This is a genomic window from Pseudoalteromonas sp. XI10, assembly GCF_001469895.1.
Taxonomy (GTDB): Bacteria; Pseudomonadota; Gammaproteobacteria; order Enterobacterales; family Alteromonadaceae; genus Pseudoalteromonas.
In genome coordinates, this window is sequence record NZ_LOPY01000038.1 from 42,175 (window position 1) to 58,179 (window position 16,005).

Annotated in this window: 13 protein-coding genes; 3 read left to right on the forward strand and 10 right to left on the reverse strand. The window is 42.1% G+C overall.

Annotation, left to right across the window (positions count from 1 at the left end; translation table 11 throughout):
- Positions 1-9: 9 nt before the first annotated feature.
- The 5 genes from AUR67_RS07960 to ccoN form a co-directional block, all read right to left on the reverse strand.
- A complete protein-coding gene (locus AUR67_RS07960; RefSeq protein WP_054561329.1) occupies positions 10-501 on the reverse strand; it encodes a FixH family protein in 492 nt (163 codons plus the stop codon).
- A gap of 149 nt (positions 502-650) precedes the next feature.
- A complete protein-coding gene (gene ccoP, locus AUR67_RS07965; protein ID WP_054561330.1) occupies positions 651-1,616 on the reverse strand; it encodes a cytochrome-c oxidase, cbb3-type subunit III in 966 nt (321 codons plus the stop codon).
- A complete protein-coding gene (locus AUR67_RS07970) occupies positions 1,613-1,798 on the reverse strand; it encodes a cbb3-type cytochrome oxidase subunit 3 (RefSeq protein ID WP_054561331.1) in 186 nt (61 codons plus the stop codon). Before AUR67_RS07970 ends, ccoP begins: the two co-directional genes overlap by 4 nt.
- 5 nt (positions 1,799-1,803) lie before the next feature.
- Positions 1,804-2,478, reverse strand: coding sequence for a cytochrome-c oxidase, cbb3-type subunit II (gene ccoO / locus AUR67_RS07975; RefSeq protein WP_054561332.1), 675 nt, complete (start codon positions 2,476-2,478; stop codon positions 1,804-1,806).
- A gap of 12 nt (positions 2,479-2,490) precedes the next feature.
- On the reverse strand, positions 2,491-3,924 hold the full coding sequence (gene ccoN, locus AUR67_RS07980; protein ID WP_036967883.1) for a cytochrome-c oxidase, cbb3-type subunit I: 1,434 nt from the start codon (positions 3,922-3,924) through the stop codon (positions 2,491-2,493).
- A 346-nt stretch (positions 3,925-4,270) separates the two neighbouring features.
- Here ccoN and AUR67_RS07985 point away from each other — a divergent pair, with 346 nt between their 5' ends.
- The 3 genes from AUR67_RS07985 (at position 4,271) to AUR67_RS07995 (ending at position 9,357) form a co-directional block, all read left to right on the forward strand.
- Positions 4,271-4,690, forward strand: a complete 420-nt coding sequence (locus tag AUR67_RS07985) for a hypothetical protein (RefSeq protein WP_058584858.1) — start codon at positions 4,271-4,273, stop codon at positions 4,688-4,690.
- Positions 4,691-5,280: 590 nt separating this feature from the next.
- Complete coding sequence (locus AUR67_RS07990) at positions 5,281-7,872, forward strand: TonB-dependent receptor plug domain-containing protein (protein WP_058584859.1); 2,592 nt, start codon at positions 5,281-5,283, stop codon at positions 7,870-7,872.
- 108 nt (positions 7,873-7,980) lie between these two features.
- Complete coding sequence (locus AUR67_RS07995; RefSeq protein WP_058584860.1) at positions 7,981-9,357, forward strand: hypothetical protein; 1,377 nt, start codon at positions 7,981-7,983, stop codon at positions 9,355-9,357.
- An 84-nt stretch (positions 9,358-9,441) separates the two neighbouring features.
- Here AUR67_RS07995 and AUR67_RS08000 read toward each other — a convergent pair whose 3' ends face one another.
- Genes AUR67_RS08000 through AUR67_RS08020 form a run of 5 tightly spaced genes read right to left on the reverse strand, consistent with a single transcriptional unit; the run spans position 9,442 to position 15,997 of the window.
- Positions 9,442-9,705 (reverse strand): hypothetical protein, encoded by a 264-nt coding sequence (locus AUR67_RS08000; RefSeq protein WP_055198739.1) that lies wholly within the window; start codon positions 9,703-9,705, stop codon positions 9,442-9,444.
- A gap of 11 nt (positions 9,706-9,716) precedes the next feature.
- A complete protein-coding gene (locus AUR67_RS08005; RefSeq protein WP_058584861.1) occupies positions 9,717-10,550 on the reverse strand; it encodes a peptidoglycan binding protein CsiV in 834 nt (277 codons plus the stop codon).
- The gene (gene mfd, locus AUR67_RS08010) at positions 10,550-14,023 is read right to left on the reverse strand and encodes a transcription-repair coupling factor (RefSeq protein WP_058584862.1); all 3,474 of its coding nucleotides are present in this window, start codon (positions 14,021-14,023) and stop codon (positions 10,550-10,552) included. The genes AUR67_RS08005 and mfd overlap by 1 nt, the downstream gene beginning before the upstream one ends.
- 29 nt (positions 14,024-14,052) lie before the next feature.
- Complete coding sequence (locus AUR67_RS08015; protein WP_058584863.1) at positions 14,053-14,946, reverse strand: carbon-nitrogen hydrolase; 894 nt, start codon at positions 14,944-14,946, stop codon at positions 14,053-14,055.
- Positions 14,939-15,997, reverse strand: coding sequence for an agmatine/peptidylarginine deiminase (locus tag AUR67_RS08020; RefSeq protein ID WP_058584864.1), 1,059 nt, complete (start codon positions 15,995-15,997; stop codon positions 14,939-14,941). The genes AUR67_RS08015 and AUR67_RS08020 overlap by 8 nt, the downstream gene beginning before the upstream one ends.
- Positions 15,998-16,005 lie beyond the last annotated feature (8 nt).

A 16,005-nucleotide genomic window follows, 5' to 3' on the forward strand; every position in this document is an offset into this window, starting at 1 on the left:
TAGAGTTTACTACTTATATTCAGGGCTAATCGAAATCGTTTTATCAGTTGGTAGAATGACATCTTCTTTAAGTTTCCAACTGTTATCGATTGGTTCAATAAACACTGTGTATGCACCGTCAACATGGGTGTCGAGTAGGGCAGTAAAATCGCCATGGGCGTTTTTCATTAGGCTTACATCAAAGTCATTGGCTTTAATGGTGCGATGATAAAATGACATTTTTAAAGAGTGAACATTGCTTGCATCACCCTTGGTGAAAGTGAAAGTTACTTTGTCGCCTGCAACATTTAAATCGCCATGTAAATAAAGTGCTTTTGCTTTATTAAATTTGCTGAGTTCAAGGTTAATTGCTTTGCCTTTTTTATAGTAATCATCAACAACCATATCTGGGCCGTTGCCAATCGCCATATAAATAAGACCAGCACAGCCGATGATGGCTGCAAGAGGAAAAGAGATTAAAAACCATGGCCAAAAGTTTTTATACCAAGGAGTGGGTTTCATAGTACTTATACCTTTAAAAACGTTGTACGCATTTTATCGGATTTAAAAGCAAAAGACTAAAAAAAAGCCTCCAGATGGAGGCTTTTTTGATCTTAATTAATCTATTGAATTAAAAGATTAATTGTTTATACATTTTATTAACCGCGTGGTTATTTATCTTGCGATAAGCTGTAAACGTACGCTGTTAATAAGTGAACTTTATCTTCACCTAAAATGTCTTTCCATGCTGGCATTACACCAGCGCGGCCATTGATAAGTGTTTCTTCAACAGCACGTTTAGAACCACCGTATAACCAGATGTTATCTGTTAGGTTAGGCGCACCAAATGGTAAATTGTGTGCAACTGAACCTTTACCGTCAGCACCGTGACACGCAGCACACATTGCAAACTTAGCAGCACCTGCAGCAGCGTCTTTTTGGTTAACAGTACGGCCTGAAAGGCTAAGTACGTGAGCAGTCATTTCTTTAATGCCTTGCTCGCCAAGTGCATCACCCCAAGGTGGCATCGCAGCAACACGACCGTAAAGAAGTGTTTCTTTGATCTTGTCTGGTGTACCGCCGTATAACCAATCGTTATCCGTTAGGTTAGGGAAGCCTTGACCACCACGTGCATCTGAACCATGACATTGTGCACAGTTTTGTGAGAATAAACGTTGACCAATCTCAAGCGCTTTTTCATCTTTAACTAGTGTTTCAATATCTTGTTTTGCGAATGACTCAAAGATTGGGCCAAAACGCTCATCAGCAGCGATAAATTCTTGGTCTAATTGAACGTTCTCACCGTTAGCTAATGCTTGTTCAGTCGCTTCTTTAGACTCAGCTAAAGAAGTAATACCTTGGTTAGAACTTGTCCATTTACCTAAACCTTCCCAGTTACCTAAACCTGGGTAAGCAGCAAGGTAGTATACAGACCAAATGAATGTCGCGAAGAACATGTAAGTCCACCATTTTGGTAGTGGGTTGTTTAGTTCTTCAATGCCGTCAAACTCGTGACCACAGCTTTCGCCTTCTTTAACACCTGTGTAGTTTTTTAAGTTCCACAGAAGTAGGCCGAAGATGATAGCAAGACACGCTAGGGTTAATACGATAACCCATATACTCCAAAAGCTAGTCATTTCTCAGACTCCTTTTCCTCGTTAGAGATTGTGTTGTTGTGTTTTTTTTCATCTTCAAATATGGCATTAGCAGCGTTATCAAATCGGCTTTTGCTACGCTTGCTGTATGCCCATACAACAATCACAATAAACAGTACTAAAATTACCAGAGTCAAAATGCCTCTGTATGTTCCGTAATCCATAATAATTACTTCAAGTGTGTGCCAAGCTGTTGTAAGTAAGCGATTAGAGCTTGCATTTCAGTTGCGCCTTCACCATTGTTCATGGCTTCGATTTTCGCAATGTCAGCTTTTAGCTCTTCATCACTTCCGTAACCTTTACCATCGTAACGGTCGCTTGCTTTGTCGATTCCGAAGCTATCACGGAATACTTGAAGCTTTTTAAGTGTATGGGTCGTATCGACTCTGTTTTCGTCTAACCAAGGAAACGCTGGCATGTTTGACTCAGGAACCACAGCACGTGGGTCCATTAAGTGAGCATGGTGCCAATCGTCTGAGTAACGCTCACCAACACGAGCTAGATCAGGACCAGTACGCTTAGAACCCCATTGGAATGGGTGATCCCATACTGACTCACCAGCTACAGAGTAGTGACCGTAACGCTCAACCTCGTCACGGAAAGGACGAATCATTTGTGAGTGACAGTTGTAACAACCTTCACGCACGTAGATATCACGACCTTCCATTTCTAACGCTGTAAGAGGGCGTAAGCCATCGACAGGTTTAGTCGTATCGTCTTGGAACATTAGTGGAGTAATCTCAACTAACGCACCAAAGCTGATTGCAAAGACAGTCAAGATAGCCATTAGGCCAACGTTCTTTTCGACTATTTCGTGTTTGTTTTGTGAATTATTATTGCTCATCGTGCTACTCCATTATGCCAATTGTGCGTCAGCGTCTAATTGAAGCGAATCTTTCTTCGCTGCAATAGTACGATAAACGTTGTAAGCCATAATTAGCATACCTGTTACGATGAATACACCGCCTAGGAAACGCATGATATAGAACGGATACGAAGCTTCTAATGACTGTACAAAGCTGTACATTAACGTACCGTCTGAGTTTACTGCACGCCACATTAGACCTTGCATTACACCTGAGATCCACATTGCTACGATGTATAGAACAACACCAACAGTGTGTAACCAGAAGTGCGTGTTAACTAGTTTAACACTGTACATACGGCCTTGTGAGAATAGTGCAGGGATTAGGTGATAGATAGCACCGATAGAAATCATTGCAACCCAACCTAGTGCACCTGAGTGTACGTGACCTACAGTCCAGTCAGTGTAGTGAGAAAGCGCGTTAACTGACTTAATAGCCATCATTGGGCCTTCGAACGTAGACATACCGTAGAAAGATAGAGAAACAACTAAGAAACGAAGTACTGGGTCAGTACGTAGTTTATGCCATGCACCTGATAACGTCATGATACCGTTGATCATACCACCCCAAGATGGAACGAATAGGATAACTGACATAACCATACCTAAGCTTTGCGTCCAGTCTGGAAGCGCAGTGTAGTGTAGGTGGTGAGGACCTGCCCAGATGTATAAAGAAACAAGAGCCCAGAAGTGAACTACCGATAAACGGTAAGAATAAACAGGGCGACCTGCTTGTTTTGGTACGAAGTAGTACATCATACCTAAGAAACCAGCAGTTAATAAGAAACCAACAGCGTTGTGACCGTACCACCACTGAACCATTGCATCTACAGCACCTGCGTAGATAGAGTATGATTTAGTTAGTGAAACTGGAATTGCCATGCTGTTTACAATGTGTAAAACGGCAACAGTAATGATGAAACCAGCGTAGAACCAGTTCGCAACATAGATGTGCGATACTTTACGCTTGATTAACGTACCAAAGAATACAACTGCGTAAGTTACCCAAACAACGGCGATAAGAATATCGATTGGCCATTCAAGTTCTGCGTATTCTTTTGAGCTTGTGATACCTAGTGGTAAGGTAATCGCTGCTAGTACGATAACAAGTTGCCAACCCCAGAAGGTGAAGGCTGCTAGTTTATCTGAGAAAAGGCGCGTTTGACATGTACGTTGTACGACGTAATAAGACGTCGCAAAAAGTGCACTTGTACCAAATGCGAAAATTACTGCGTTCGTGTGTAACGGACGTAGTCGAGAGTAAGTTAACCATGGTGTATCAAAGTTAAGTGCTGGCCAAGCTAATTGGGCAGCAATCAGAACCCCAACACTCATGCCAACGATGCCCCAAATCACTGTCATAATAGCGAATTGGCGTACAACTTTATAATTGTACTCAGTTTGTGATGCTACTGTTTGGCTCATTTTCTGGCTTCCGCTGCAATAAATGCGTTTTAGAAATGAATTACCCACTTTTATTCAAAGTGGGGCCTACTATTACTTCACAAGCGTGTTACCTAAAGCCAACTTAGCGGTGCTAGCTTCAGAAAACAAACTCGAGAAACCCTTATTTTTGCGATGGAAATGATAAAATTTTTGACCTTAAAAAGATAGGTCAATTGCATAAAATTATGACATCAATCAAATTTTAGCGCTTTGTTGGTTATTTTTTGTCAGAGATTGTATTTTTATTAGCTTATTCCATCTAGCATGGTTGTCTTTTCGCGGGTAGCTCACTAGTATCCGCTTTTATTTTATACAGGCAAATAGAGTGCGAACTAGTTTTTTACCCGTTTTCCTTTTCAGTGTATTTTTAGCTGCATGTGATAGCCAAAGTATAGAAGAGGGCAGCACAAGTACAAGTTGTGAGAACAATAGTCATTGTTATTACCCTAATAATGCAGAAGTTTGGCTGAGCAACCCAGCTATCAGCCCTGAGTTGCCTTTTGCAATCAACCTAAAGCTGCCGAAAGATGCTAAAAACCTCTCTGCAAAACTTGAAGGGGTCACTATGTATATGGGGTTTATTCCGCTGCAGTTTAAACAGAAAGGGCAAGTTTGGGTTGCTGATACTATGGTTGGCGCATGCTCTGAGCCTGTAATGACCTGGAAAATGATGCTCACTTATACTACTGGTGACAATCAACCACAAACCTTGCTTTATTATTTCGATTCACTGCAAACTCGATAACATCTTCCCTTATTATTGTTGATCACAGCTTTTGATTATTTAAAAGCTGTGATTGTCGTCATCCCTACGTCATCTTTTTCTACTTTAATGTTCTTTATTAGCCGTATCTTTATACGGTATTACAAATTTAAGGAACAAAAACAAAAATTCTTCCTCTAATACACTGTTTAACGGGCTAACTTTGTCTATTTAGTTAATTTAAGTGAATAACTATGGTTAGCATTCTTACCAAGCTTTTACGGTTTTTATAACGTTGTGTGATCAACTTGTAAAAATTTCATTTGTAGCACTAATTGGGCTTTAGTTACACTTGATTACAAAGTGCGTGCAATTGATTTCAATCGTGTTTTTTTTGCTACTTAATAATGTTACATTGCTGATGTAGAAGTGTTTTTTTCTGTTAACATTGATACATCGTGAAACCTTATTACCTAAAATGGATACGCCATTTTGGGGTTGTTTTTTCTTTAACCTGCCATTCAGTTTTCGTTCAGTTAACTGAGCCTAAGTTGCCCTCCGCTGACTCGTGATTCTAATAATAACGAGCGCTACCTAACTAAAGGTAAATTTCCAACAAGTAGGGTTTTCACATGAAAAAATCAATTCTTGGTTTAGCTGTTGTTTCAGCAATCCCAATGTTCTCAAGCATGCAAGTTTTAGCTGCTGATGATGCAGCAGAGTCTATTGAAAAAATTCAAGTTACAGGTTCTCGCATTAAGCGTACCGATATGGAGACGTCTAGTCCTGTAACTTTAATTGGTGCAGATGACATCAAAGCAATGGGTGCATCAAGCATCGATGGCGTTCTACAAAAAATGACTGCAGCAAGCGGTGCGATGACTAACCCTGCTGTTAACAACGGTTCAGGCGGTAACGCACGTGTTGACCTACGTGGTTTAGGCGCACAACGTACTCTAGTACTAGTAAATGGTCGTCGTATGATCAACTCTGGTACTGGCGCAGCATCTACTGTTGACTTAAACACAATCCCAGTATCAATGATCAAGCAAGTTGAAGTACTAAAAGACGGCGCATCAGCTGTATATGGTACTGACGCGGTAGCTGGTGTTGTTAACATCATCTTAAAAGACGACTTCGAAGGTCTAGACATGAACCTTAACGGTGCTATCACTGGTGAAGGCGATGCAGACGAAACGTCTTTCGATATCACAATGGGTTCAAGCTTTGACCGTGGTAACGTTGTAATTGGTTTACAATACACAGACCGTGGCGACGCTTCTCAAGCAGACCGTGATTTCTCTGATTGTCCAATCGAAGAAGATTACGAAAACGGTAGCTTCTACTGTGGCGGTTCTTCTTACACGCCTTTCGGCCACGTTTGGGCTGAAAATGCAGACCTACAAGGTCAAGCAGACGGCGAGTGGCACGACTTCACTTCAGCAGGTGATGCTTACAACTACTCAGCAACAAGCTACCTTTACACACCAATGCGTCGTTTAAACCTTACAGGTATCGGCCACTTTGACGTAACTGATGAAACGCGTTTAGTTTCTGAGTTCACTTACTCTAAGCGTTGGTCAACTCAACAAATGGCTCCACAGCCAGTATGGTTTGACTTCACTTACGATGCAGACGCAATGGGTGATTCACTTCTTTCTCACGGCGTAGCTGATGGTGAAGACATCTCTTACGGTCGTCGTATGACTGATGTTGGTCCTCGTGGTTATGAGCAAGTTGTTGATACTGTACGTGCTGTAGTCGGTCTTGACGGTGCATTCGACAACGGTTGGGGCTGGGATACTTCAGTAGTATTCGGTCGTAACGACTCAGTTGACCGTGCAACTAACCTACTTAACATGGGTTCAATCCAAGATGCAATCGAAGAGGGTACTTTCAACCCACTTAACCAAGCTGATTGGTCAGGTAGCAACCTTGCACAGTACAACTACACTGAGAACAACTCAGGTGGTAGCCAATTATTAGTTCTTTCTGCTGGCCTTAACGGTGAAGTAATGGAACTTCCTGCTGGTTACGTTGGTTTCGCTGCTGGTATCGAGCGTCGTGAAGAAAAAGCATGGTACGTTCCAGATTCACTAACTTCACAAGGTCTTGCAAATGACCCACGTGTTGAACCAACTGGCGGTCGTTTTGACGTAAACGAAGCTTACGTAGAATTCGCTGTTCCACTTCTAGCTGATGCACCATTTGCAGAAATGGTTGACTTAAGCGCTGCTATCCGTGCATTCGATTACAGCACATTTGGTTCAGATGAGACTTGGAAACTAGGTCTAACTTGGCGTGTAAACGACGAACTAATGCTACGTGCTGTTCGTTCAACTGCATTCCGTGCTCCTACAGTATCTGAGCTTTACCAAGGTAAATCACCTTCATTCGAACAAGTTAACTTCCCTGGTGCACAAGACCAAGCTGAAGTAACTGTTGGTGGTAACGACCAATTAACTCCAGAGCTTGCTGATACAGTAACTGCTGGTTTCGTATACGCTCCAGAATGGTTCGACGGTTTCTCAATGACTGTTGACTACTACGAAATCGAAATTGAAAACTCAATTTCAAGCGTAAACAACCAGTACATCGTTGAAAACTGTCTTGATGCTTCTACTGGCGCATACAAGAACCAAGATACTGCACTATGTCAGTCTTCTGCAATCAACTTCAACCAAAGCACTGGTCGCATTAGCTTCAACAACCAATTACAAAACATTGGTAATGAATCTACTAAAGGTTACGACGTAAACTTCAAGTATGCATTTGAAGCTGCAGGTCTTAACTGGCGCACAGGTCTTGATGTAACTATCCTTGATGAGTACATCGTTGATTCAGGCACAAGCACAATCGATTACACAGGTCTTGTAACTTCAGGTATCGGTAGCTACGCGAAAGTTAAGTCTAACTTCACTCTTAACGCGTCTGGCGACAACTGGGATGCACAATACCAAGCACGTATGATCGACGGCCTAGACAGCTACGCATGTCTTGCTGACGACAGCGAGTGTCTAGTACCAAGCGTTGGTACTGTTGTATACCACGACATCAGCGGTTCATACATCCTGAACGACACAGTGTCATTCTCTGCAGGTGTTAACAACTTATTCGATAAGCAAGCACCTTACTACTCAGGTAACAATGACTCAAACACTGACCCGTACACATACGATGTACTAGGTCGTCGTTTCTTCGCTGGTATGAACATCAAGTTCTAATCTAGTTTGAAATGATTACTAAGGCCCAGTTTTTACTGGGCCTTTTTTATTGTCTGAAAGCCTATCAACGCGTAAACTAATAGAGCATTATTAAAAAACGAGGTGATATTGCTTAAACAAGACGAAAACTTATCTTTTATTATTGAGCCTGAGCTTAAACCACGCACAGAGCAACGACTCGACCTGTATTTCTCCATTCCGAATGAAATGAGTGTTAATCCACAAACACTTAGCGAAGAATCATTCTTTAACAACAACTTTAAATCGCATCTTGCGTATAACGCTAACAACATTCACTTACCTTTAGTTAGAAGCCGCTTTGTTAGTAAAAACAAAGGTGAACAGCAAGATTATCGGCAAAACTTAAACTTATATTGTTATCAAGTTCGACTCGCGCTTAATGCCGATATTAAAGACACCCTAAAACACCAAGAAGCCGATGAGTTTTACCCTGCAGCCATTGAGTTGTGCCAGCAAACCAAAGGCTTGTTGAAAAAACTAAGACGCTACACCCCAGATGATGAAAAGCTACTGCCATTTTATAAAAACGCCGATAACTACTTAAGCTGGCATGTAGAGCAGTCATTTTTAAAACTACTGGATGAAGGACCGCGCAGTAGCGATTTTGCAAAAGAGCGCAGTGAGCTATTAGAGTTTTGCAAAAATGAAAACAGTTACCGTGAAGAGCAAGAATATAACTCGCAATCGACACTTGAAGATGCCAACCGTATCACCAACAAAATGCGCCTTTTACAACGTTTGATTGAGCATGGGGTGGTGCTTACACGTAGCACTCGTCACTTAAACAGTTATTTAAAACGTATGGTAAAGGGCACGGTGACCGCTGTGATCATGGCCTTTGTGATGTTGGTTGTGTTAAATGCTCGCTCAAACTTTACCGAAGTAACAGCGACGTTAATTTTGATCTTGGGTGTTATTTATGGTCTTCGTGAAATATTTAAAGAAGACATAACACGGGTGATCTGGCGAGCTATCGTAAGAGGGCGACCTAAATGGCGCTTTCAGTTTAAAAACAGCATTACTAAAGACAAAATTGCCAGCCAATACATTTGGCTTGAATACACCAGTTTTAAACGCCTGCCTAAAGCGGTAAGAAGAATTTTTTCAAAGCGTCGTCATCAAAATAAACAGGCTGCTCAGTGGCTGCATTTTGCAAGCGAAACACAAGTTAACGCGAAAGAGTTTTTACCTGGCTACGATACCTTGCAACAAACCATGCAATTTAGCTTGGCACCGTTTGCTCGCTACTTAAAGCGGGGTGAAGGTAAGCTCTATCATCTAGATAGTAATAAAATCTCTAAGAAAGCTGTAGAGAGGCGTTATCAGTTAAATGTGGTATTAGTGTTTACACAAAGCGAAGATGAAACTTTGTATCAGCGCTACAAGATTACGTTAAATCGCAGCAAAATTGTTAATATTGAGCGTATTTACTCACAAACTGACATTCTGAAAGATGAAAGATGAAAGATGAAAGATGAAAGATGAAAGATGAAAGATGAAAGATGAAAGATGAAAGATGAAAGGGTGGCCACGGCCACCCATTTCGGTTTATTTAGCGTCTAAACCTGTTTTGCTGTAAAGCGACACTTTGTCTGATACTAGCGTAATTTCGATGTTTTTATCTTTGTTACCCCAGATACAGTTAGTGTGTAGTGTCTTTTCTTCACACTTATCAGCTGAACCTAAAATAGCTTCAACCTCAGTTTTATCCATACCAATTTCAATTTTTTCGTAGTTCTCTAAATTTACTTTTGAGCAACCAGCTAAAGTAAGTGCCGCAGCCGCTGCTGCAATTGCCATATATTTTTTCATAATTGTATCCATTAATGGTTGTAGCGTCTTATTTGCACGATCATCCCCATACGTGGGTGATCAAAATAATGTATCTCGTTACTGATCACACGTTTAAATTGTGAAAAACGTGCTTTTTCGTAATCACCAGTTTCTAAGCGCTGACTAATATCAAATTCTGCGTTTATAAATAGGTAGTGACGAACATAAATCTTCATTAAACCGTCTAATTCCCACTCTGGCACATTTTGTAGCTGTTCAGGAATATAGCGCTCAGTAGGGCCTACTAAGCTTATAAAGTCGTTATTATCATTCTCAAGTGCTGCTGAGTGTTTTGCTAAGTGTTCACCGGCAAAGAGGCGGATACTTGGTGCTCTTCTTTCACTCATTTCAGGAAAACGCCAGCCGGTATGTAAAATTGGGGTTAAGCCTTTTCTATCAAGCTGATTTTTTTGCTCAACAAACTGTAATTGTTCTGGCGCCATTAAATAAATGTCGTCAGTGTCTTCACGGGGTTCAACAACGGGTGTCACAGGCAGTTGATTATAGCTTGCTAAAAAATCAACACTGTCATCACACACGTTTGAGTGAGGGTTGGTATTAACTAAAGAGTCAGTGAACGAATCACTGCGAAAGCGGCTATCACCTTCAATACAAGCCTGTTTTGCTTGCTCTGTGTATGCAGGGGATAATAAATCTTTGCTACGCTTAGCCTTGATTTCATCGTGTTTTAAACTGAAATCTTCCTGTAAGTAGGGGGCTGGGCGCTGTTTATAAATAAGAACTTCTATTTCGAACCAACGTGTTGCAAATGACGAGCTTGTAAATAAGCAACAAAGCAGTAGTAAACTATTTCTAAACAACATTAATGGCTAACCTTTTTTTCGAAATCTGCAATCATTGCAGTGACCATTTTTAAGCGTTCGCGAGCGTTGGCTTCGCTAATTGCAAAGCGCAGTTTATTTGCGCCATCCATTTTATACACCTGCGGTGCACTTTGTATCAAACCTATAATGAAGCTAGGGTTAACCTTTGTATGCTGGCTAAACTCAAAATAACCGCCTTTCGGGTTTGCTTCAATCTTCTTAATGCCGATATTACTTGCTTGCAATTTTAATTGCTGCAAGCTGAATAAGTTTTTCGTGGCGTTAGGCAGTAGACCAAAGCGGTCAATCAGCTCTACCTGTAACTCGTCCATATCATTGAGGTTAGCACAGCTTGCAATGCGTTTATAGATACCTAAACGTACGTTTACATCATGAATATAATCATCAGGCAATAACGCTGGCAGCTTTAAGTCCACTTCAGTTTGTTGACCGAGCAAGTTCTCAAGGGTTGGCTCTTTACCTTCTTTGAGGGAGTTTACCGCTTGTTCAAGCATTTCCATATACAAACTAAAGCCAATGGTTTGCATTTGACCTGATTGATCATCACCAAGCAGCTCACCGGCACCACGAATTTCTAAGTCATGAGTTGCGAGCGCAAAACCTGCACCCAAGTCTTCAAGTGATTCAATCGCTTCAAGGCGTTTAACCGCATCTTTACTCAGTGATTTTGGGTTACCAGTGAGAAGGTAGGCATACGCTTGGTGATGGCTTCGGCCAACACGACCACGCAACTGATGCAGTTGTGCCAGACCGAGCTTATCTGCTCTGTCCATAATAATGGTGTTGGCAGTGGGTACATCGATACCTGTTTCGATAATAGTGGTACATACAATCACGTTATATTTTTGGTGATAAAAATCACTCATAATTTGCTCAAGCTCGCGCTCTCGCATTTGACCATGTGCGGTTGTTACGCTGGCTTCAGGTACCCACTCACTGATTTCTTCTGCAACTCGGTCTATGGTTTCAACATTATTATGTAAGAAGTACACCTGTCCACCGCGTTTAATCTCACGCAGAATTGCTTCGCGAATTAGTTCTGCATCTCTTTGTCTAACAAAGGTTTTAACCGCTAAACGTTTCGCAGGCGGTGTGGCTATGATTGATAAGTCACGCATACCACTCATTGCCATGTTTAATGTACGTGGGATAGGGGTCGCTGTGAGCGTTAAAATATCGACATCGGCACGTAATGCTTTTATTTTTTCTTTTTGACGCACCCCAAAACGGTGCTCTTCGTCAACAATCAGTAAGCCCAAATCTTTAAATTGAATATCTTGTTGAATAAGCTTGTGAGTACCAATCACGATATCTAATTTACCCTCAGCCATTTTATCTAGGGTGTCTTTTTGCTCTTTGGTTGAGTTAAAACGCGATAAAACGCCAACCTCAATTGGTAAATCAGCAAAGCGGTCTTTAAAGTTTTCATAATGCTGCTGTGCAAGCAGTGTGGTTGGTACAAGTACCGCAACTTGCTTGTTATCATTCACGGCCACAAAGGCTGCGCGCATTGCCACTTCGGTTTTACCAAAGCCAACGTCACCACATACTAAACGGTCCATCGCTTGCTTACTTTGCATATCACCGAGCACAGACTCAATGGCGTTGCGTTGATCGTCAGTTTCTTCAAATGGGAAGCTGTCGCTAAACTGACGATATGCACTGCCATCAAGCTTAAATTTATTGCCAGGCTTTGCTTGGCGTTTAGCGTAAATATCTAAAAGCTCAGCAGCCACATCACGGACTTTTTCAGCGGCACGTTTCTTGGCTTTTTCCCACGCATCAGAGCCTAATTTATGGAGCGGGGCAGTGGCTTCTTCGCCTCCTGAATAGCGGCTCAGCATATGTAATGCAGAAACGGGCACGTATAGTTTTGCCTCGTTGGCGTAGATGATCGTAACAAACTCAGTGATCACACCAGCAGCATCAATAGTTTCAAGGCCTTGGTAGCGGCCTACACCATGATCAAGGTGTACAATCGGTTGACCTTCACGTAATTCAGCAAGGTTACGAATAAGCGCATCTTGGCTGGCTTCGTACTTATGTTTACGGCGTCGACGTTGCGAGACCTTAATGCCTAATAACTCTTGCTCCGTGATAATGGTTAAACGCGGCTTACCGTCTAGCACCACACTTTGCTCAAGTGGCGAAACAATTAGGCCAACATCACTCGAACTATTGGTAAAATCGCTAAACGATTCAAATTCTTTAAGCTTTAAGCCACTTGGCTTTAATAAAGTGAGTAATGATTCGCGGCGGCCATCCGATTCAACCGAGAGCAGCACGCGGCCTTTTTGTTTTTTCTCACTGGCAACATAGTCAATTAAACCTTGGTACGGTTCATGTAACTTATGATCAATACGAACATTTGGCAGCTCTTTACTAGCAAGGTTAGTGTGACCCGCTTTGGTGCCTAATTTTGCTTGCGATAAACGAATGCGCGCGTATTTACCAAATTCACCAAATAGCTCATTAACGCTTTGATACAGTTTTACAGGTTCCAGTAAAGGCCTGAGCGGATCAACACGGCGGTTTTCATAGCGTACATTCACATCATGCCAAAACTGATCAGCAGCATGTTCAATATCGCCAAAATGCATAAAGGTTGTATTACTTGGTAAGTAATCGAAGATGGTTGCCAATTCATCAAAAAACAGTGGCATGTAATATTCGATACCCGCAGGCCAGGTTCCTTTAGTCACCTGCATATAAATTGAGTCTTGCTCAGAGCTTGCGCCAAATTGTTCACGATAGTTGATACGAAAACGCTCAATGTCTGAGTCGTTAGTTGGGAATTCGTGGGCTGGCAGTAACTCAATTTTGTCGACCTTTTCATCTGAGCGCTGGCTTTCAACATCAAATAAGCGAATGCTGTCGAGCTCATCATCAAAAAAGTCTAAACGGAATGGGTGTGGGCTACCCATAGGGTATAAGTCAACGATAGAGCCGCGAATCGCGTATTCACCGTGCTCCATCACTTGTTGTACATGTAAATAGCCCGCTTGTTCTAAGTTTTCACGCAGTGAGTGGGTATCTAGGGTATCGCCCACTTTAAAGTTAAGGGTTGAACCATAAATAAACGAAGCAGGGGCAGTACGCAGCATCAAGGTCGACACTGGCACGATTAATACGCTTTGTTGCTCTTTTTTTAAGGTATTTAACGTGGCTAAGCGCGCTGAAATAATATCTTGATGGGGCGAAAAATGATCATAAGGGAGTGTTTCCCAGTCAGGGAAGACCATGACTGGGTTTTCAGGCAACAGAAATTCGAGTTCAGTTTCAAGACGTAGGGCGCTTGGCGTGTCTGGGGTGACAATCACAACCAGCTCGTTGTGTTGTTTTACACCTTCTGCGATGGCGATGCTAAGCCCGCTACCGGTAAGTTGTCCCCATTGAATTTTATCTTTTTCAGATTTTACCCAAGGCAATGCTGCCCATTGCGCAAACGCCATTTACTACTCCTTTAAACTGTTTTTACTGCTTAGTCTCGATAAATCTTGGTTAAGTCCTGATAGTGATCGATACGACGATCACGAAGGTAAGGCCAAATTCGACGTATGTCTTCACTACGTGCTTGGTCTAATTCAACAACTAATAATTGCTCATCGCTGTTGTTCGCTTCGGCTAAGATTTCACCTTGAGGGCCCGCGATAAATGAGTTACCCCAGAACTGAATACCTTCACTTTGACCGCTTGGATCACTTTCGTGGCCAACACGGTTACAGCTGATCACCGGCACGCCGTTGGCAACTGCATGAGCACGTTGTGAAATAACCCAGGCGTCTTTTTGACGTGTTTGCTCGTCTTTTTCATCACGTGGGTCCCAACCAATGGCTGTTGGGTAAATTAAAATTTCAGCACCGGCCATTGCCATTAAGCGTGCAGCCTCTGGGAACCATTGATCCCAACACACTAATACGCCTAGTTTACCAACAGAGGTTTGAATAGGCTCAAAACCTAAATCACCCGGTGTGAAATAAAACTTCTCGTAAAAGCCTGGGTCATCAGGAATATGCATTTTACGGTATTTACCGGCAATGCTGCCGTCAGTTTCAAGTACCACAGCAGTATTGTGATAAAGTCCTGTTGCACGCTTTTCGAATAATGATGACACGATCACCACATTAAGTTCTTTGGCAAGTGCGCCTAAGGCGTCTGTGCTTGGGCCCGGAATGGTTTCTGCTAAATCAAAAACGTCTACATCTTCGGTTTGGCAAAAATACAAGCTACGATGTAGCTCTTGAAGAACAATAAGCTTAGCGCCTTGGCTTGCTGCATCACGAATACCAGCAATTGATTTTGCCATATTGTCTTGAGCATTATCGGTGTTTGATTGCTGAACAAGAGCAACCTTTAAATGCGTTGGTTTAGTCATTGTTTGTTCCTGCTAAAAAGCCGCGCGGTAATTGCATTGTAATACAGTGTAAGCTGCCAAATTGGTGAATAATTGGTACACAATTAATACCCACCACAGTGTGATTTGGGTATGCTTTGGCAACCTGACCAAGCGCATGTTGGTCGTTTTCGTCACCATAAATTGGCACTAAAACGGTTTTATTGATAATTAAATAATTAGCGTATGTGGCAGGTAGTCTGTCACCATCATCATCGAACACTGCTTTTGGCCAAGGTAAGGCAATCAGCCTGTAGTTTTCACCCTCTGCTGTTTTAAATGATTGCAGTTGTTTTTCCATTGCATTAAGGGCTGCAAAGTGCTCATCATTTTTATCGTCGCACTTAACATAAACAAGGGTGTTGTTTGGGGCAAAACGTACCAGCGTATCAATATGGCTGTCGGTATCATCACCTGCAAGGTAACCGTGATCAACCCAAAGAAACGAGGTCGCACCCAGTTGCTCAACCAGCGTTTGTTCTATATCTGCTTTTGTGAGTTCAGGGTTACGATTTGGGTTTAATAAGCACTCGCTGGTTGTGAGTAGCACGCCGTGTTCATTGATTTCGACGCCACCGCCTTCAAGAACCAGATCACTTTGCTGATAACCATTTTTAGGGCTTGCGACTTGATTTACAAGTACTTGATTAATTTGATTATCAAGATCACTTGCAAATTTATTGCCCCAACCATTAAAAATAAAATCCATTACTTTTAACTCTGTTGCGTCATCAATATTTACACAGGTCAATGGGCCATGGTCACGTGCCCAAGTATCGTTACACGGTGTCACCACAAAGTGAATGCGATTAGCATCGACATCCGCATTTGCAAGTAAAGCTGCAATATGTGCTTTAAGAGCATTATCATGAGCTACAATCACAACATCTTGCTGTTGGCTTATTGCTTGGCAAAGTGCTACATACACAGGCTCAACAGCGGTTAAATTTGCTGCCCAATCTGTGTCTTGATGAGGCCAAGTGAGCATAACGGCATCTTGCTCAGCCCATTCAGGTAAAAGTCTAAATTTCATGAAGGTAT

Bases quoted from the DNA above. Each gene is read 5' to 3' on its own strand.
- AUR67_RS08020 (WP_058584864.1), bottom strand. From the start codon at position 15,997: ATGAAATTTAGACTTTTACCTGAATGGGCTGAGCAAGATGCCGTTATG.
- AUR67_RS07990 (WP_058584859.1), top strand. From the start codon at position 5,281: ATGAAAAAATCAATTCTTGGTTTAGCTGTTGTTTCAGCAATCCCAATG.
- ccoO (WP_054561332.1), bottom strand. From the start codon at position 2,478: ATGAGCAATAATAATTCACAAAACAAACACGAAATAGTCGAAAAGAAC.
- AUR67_RS08005 (WP_058584861.1), bottom strand. From the start codon at position 10,550: ATGTTGTTTAGAAATAGTTTACTACTGCTTTGTTGCTTATTTACAAGC.
- ccoP (WP_054561330.1), bottom strand. From the start codon at position 1,616: ATGACTAGCTTTTGGAGTATATGGGTTATCGTATTAACCCTAGCGTGT.
- AUR67_RS07970 (WP_054561331.1), bottom strand. From the start codon at position 1,798: ATGGATTACGGAACATACAGAGGCATTTTGACTCTGGTAATTTTAGTA.
- AUR67_RS08000 (WP_055198739.1), bottom strand. From the start codon at position 9,705: ATGAAAAAATATATGGCAATTGCAGCAGCGGCTGCGGCACTTACTTTA.
- mfd (WP_058584862.1), bottom strand. From the start codon at position 14,023: ATGGCGTTTGCGCAATGGGCAGCATTGCCTTGGGTAAAATCTGAAAAA.
- AUR67_RS07960 (WP_054561329.1), bottom strand. From the start codon at position 501: ATGAAACCCACTCCTTGGTATAAAAACTTTTGGCCATGGTTTTTAATC.
- ccoN (WP_036967883.1), bottom strand. From the start codon at position 3,924: ATGAGCCAAACAGTAGCATCACAAACTGAGTACAATTATAAAGTTGTA.
- AUR67_RS08015 (WP_058584863.1), bottom strand. From the start codon at position 14,946: ATGACTAAACCAACGCATTTAAAGGTTGCTCTTGTTCAGCAATCAAAC.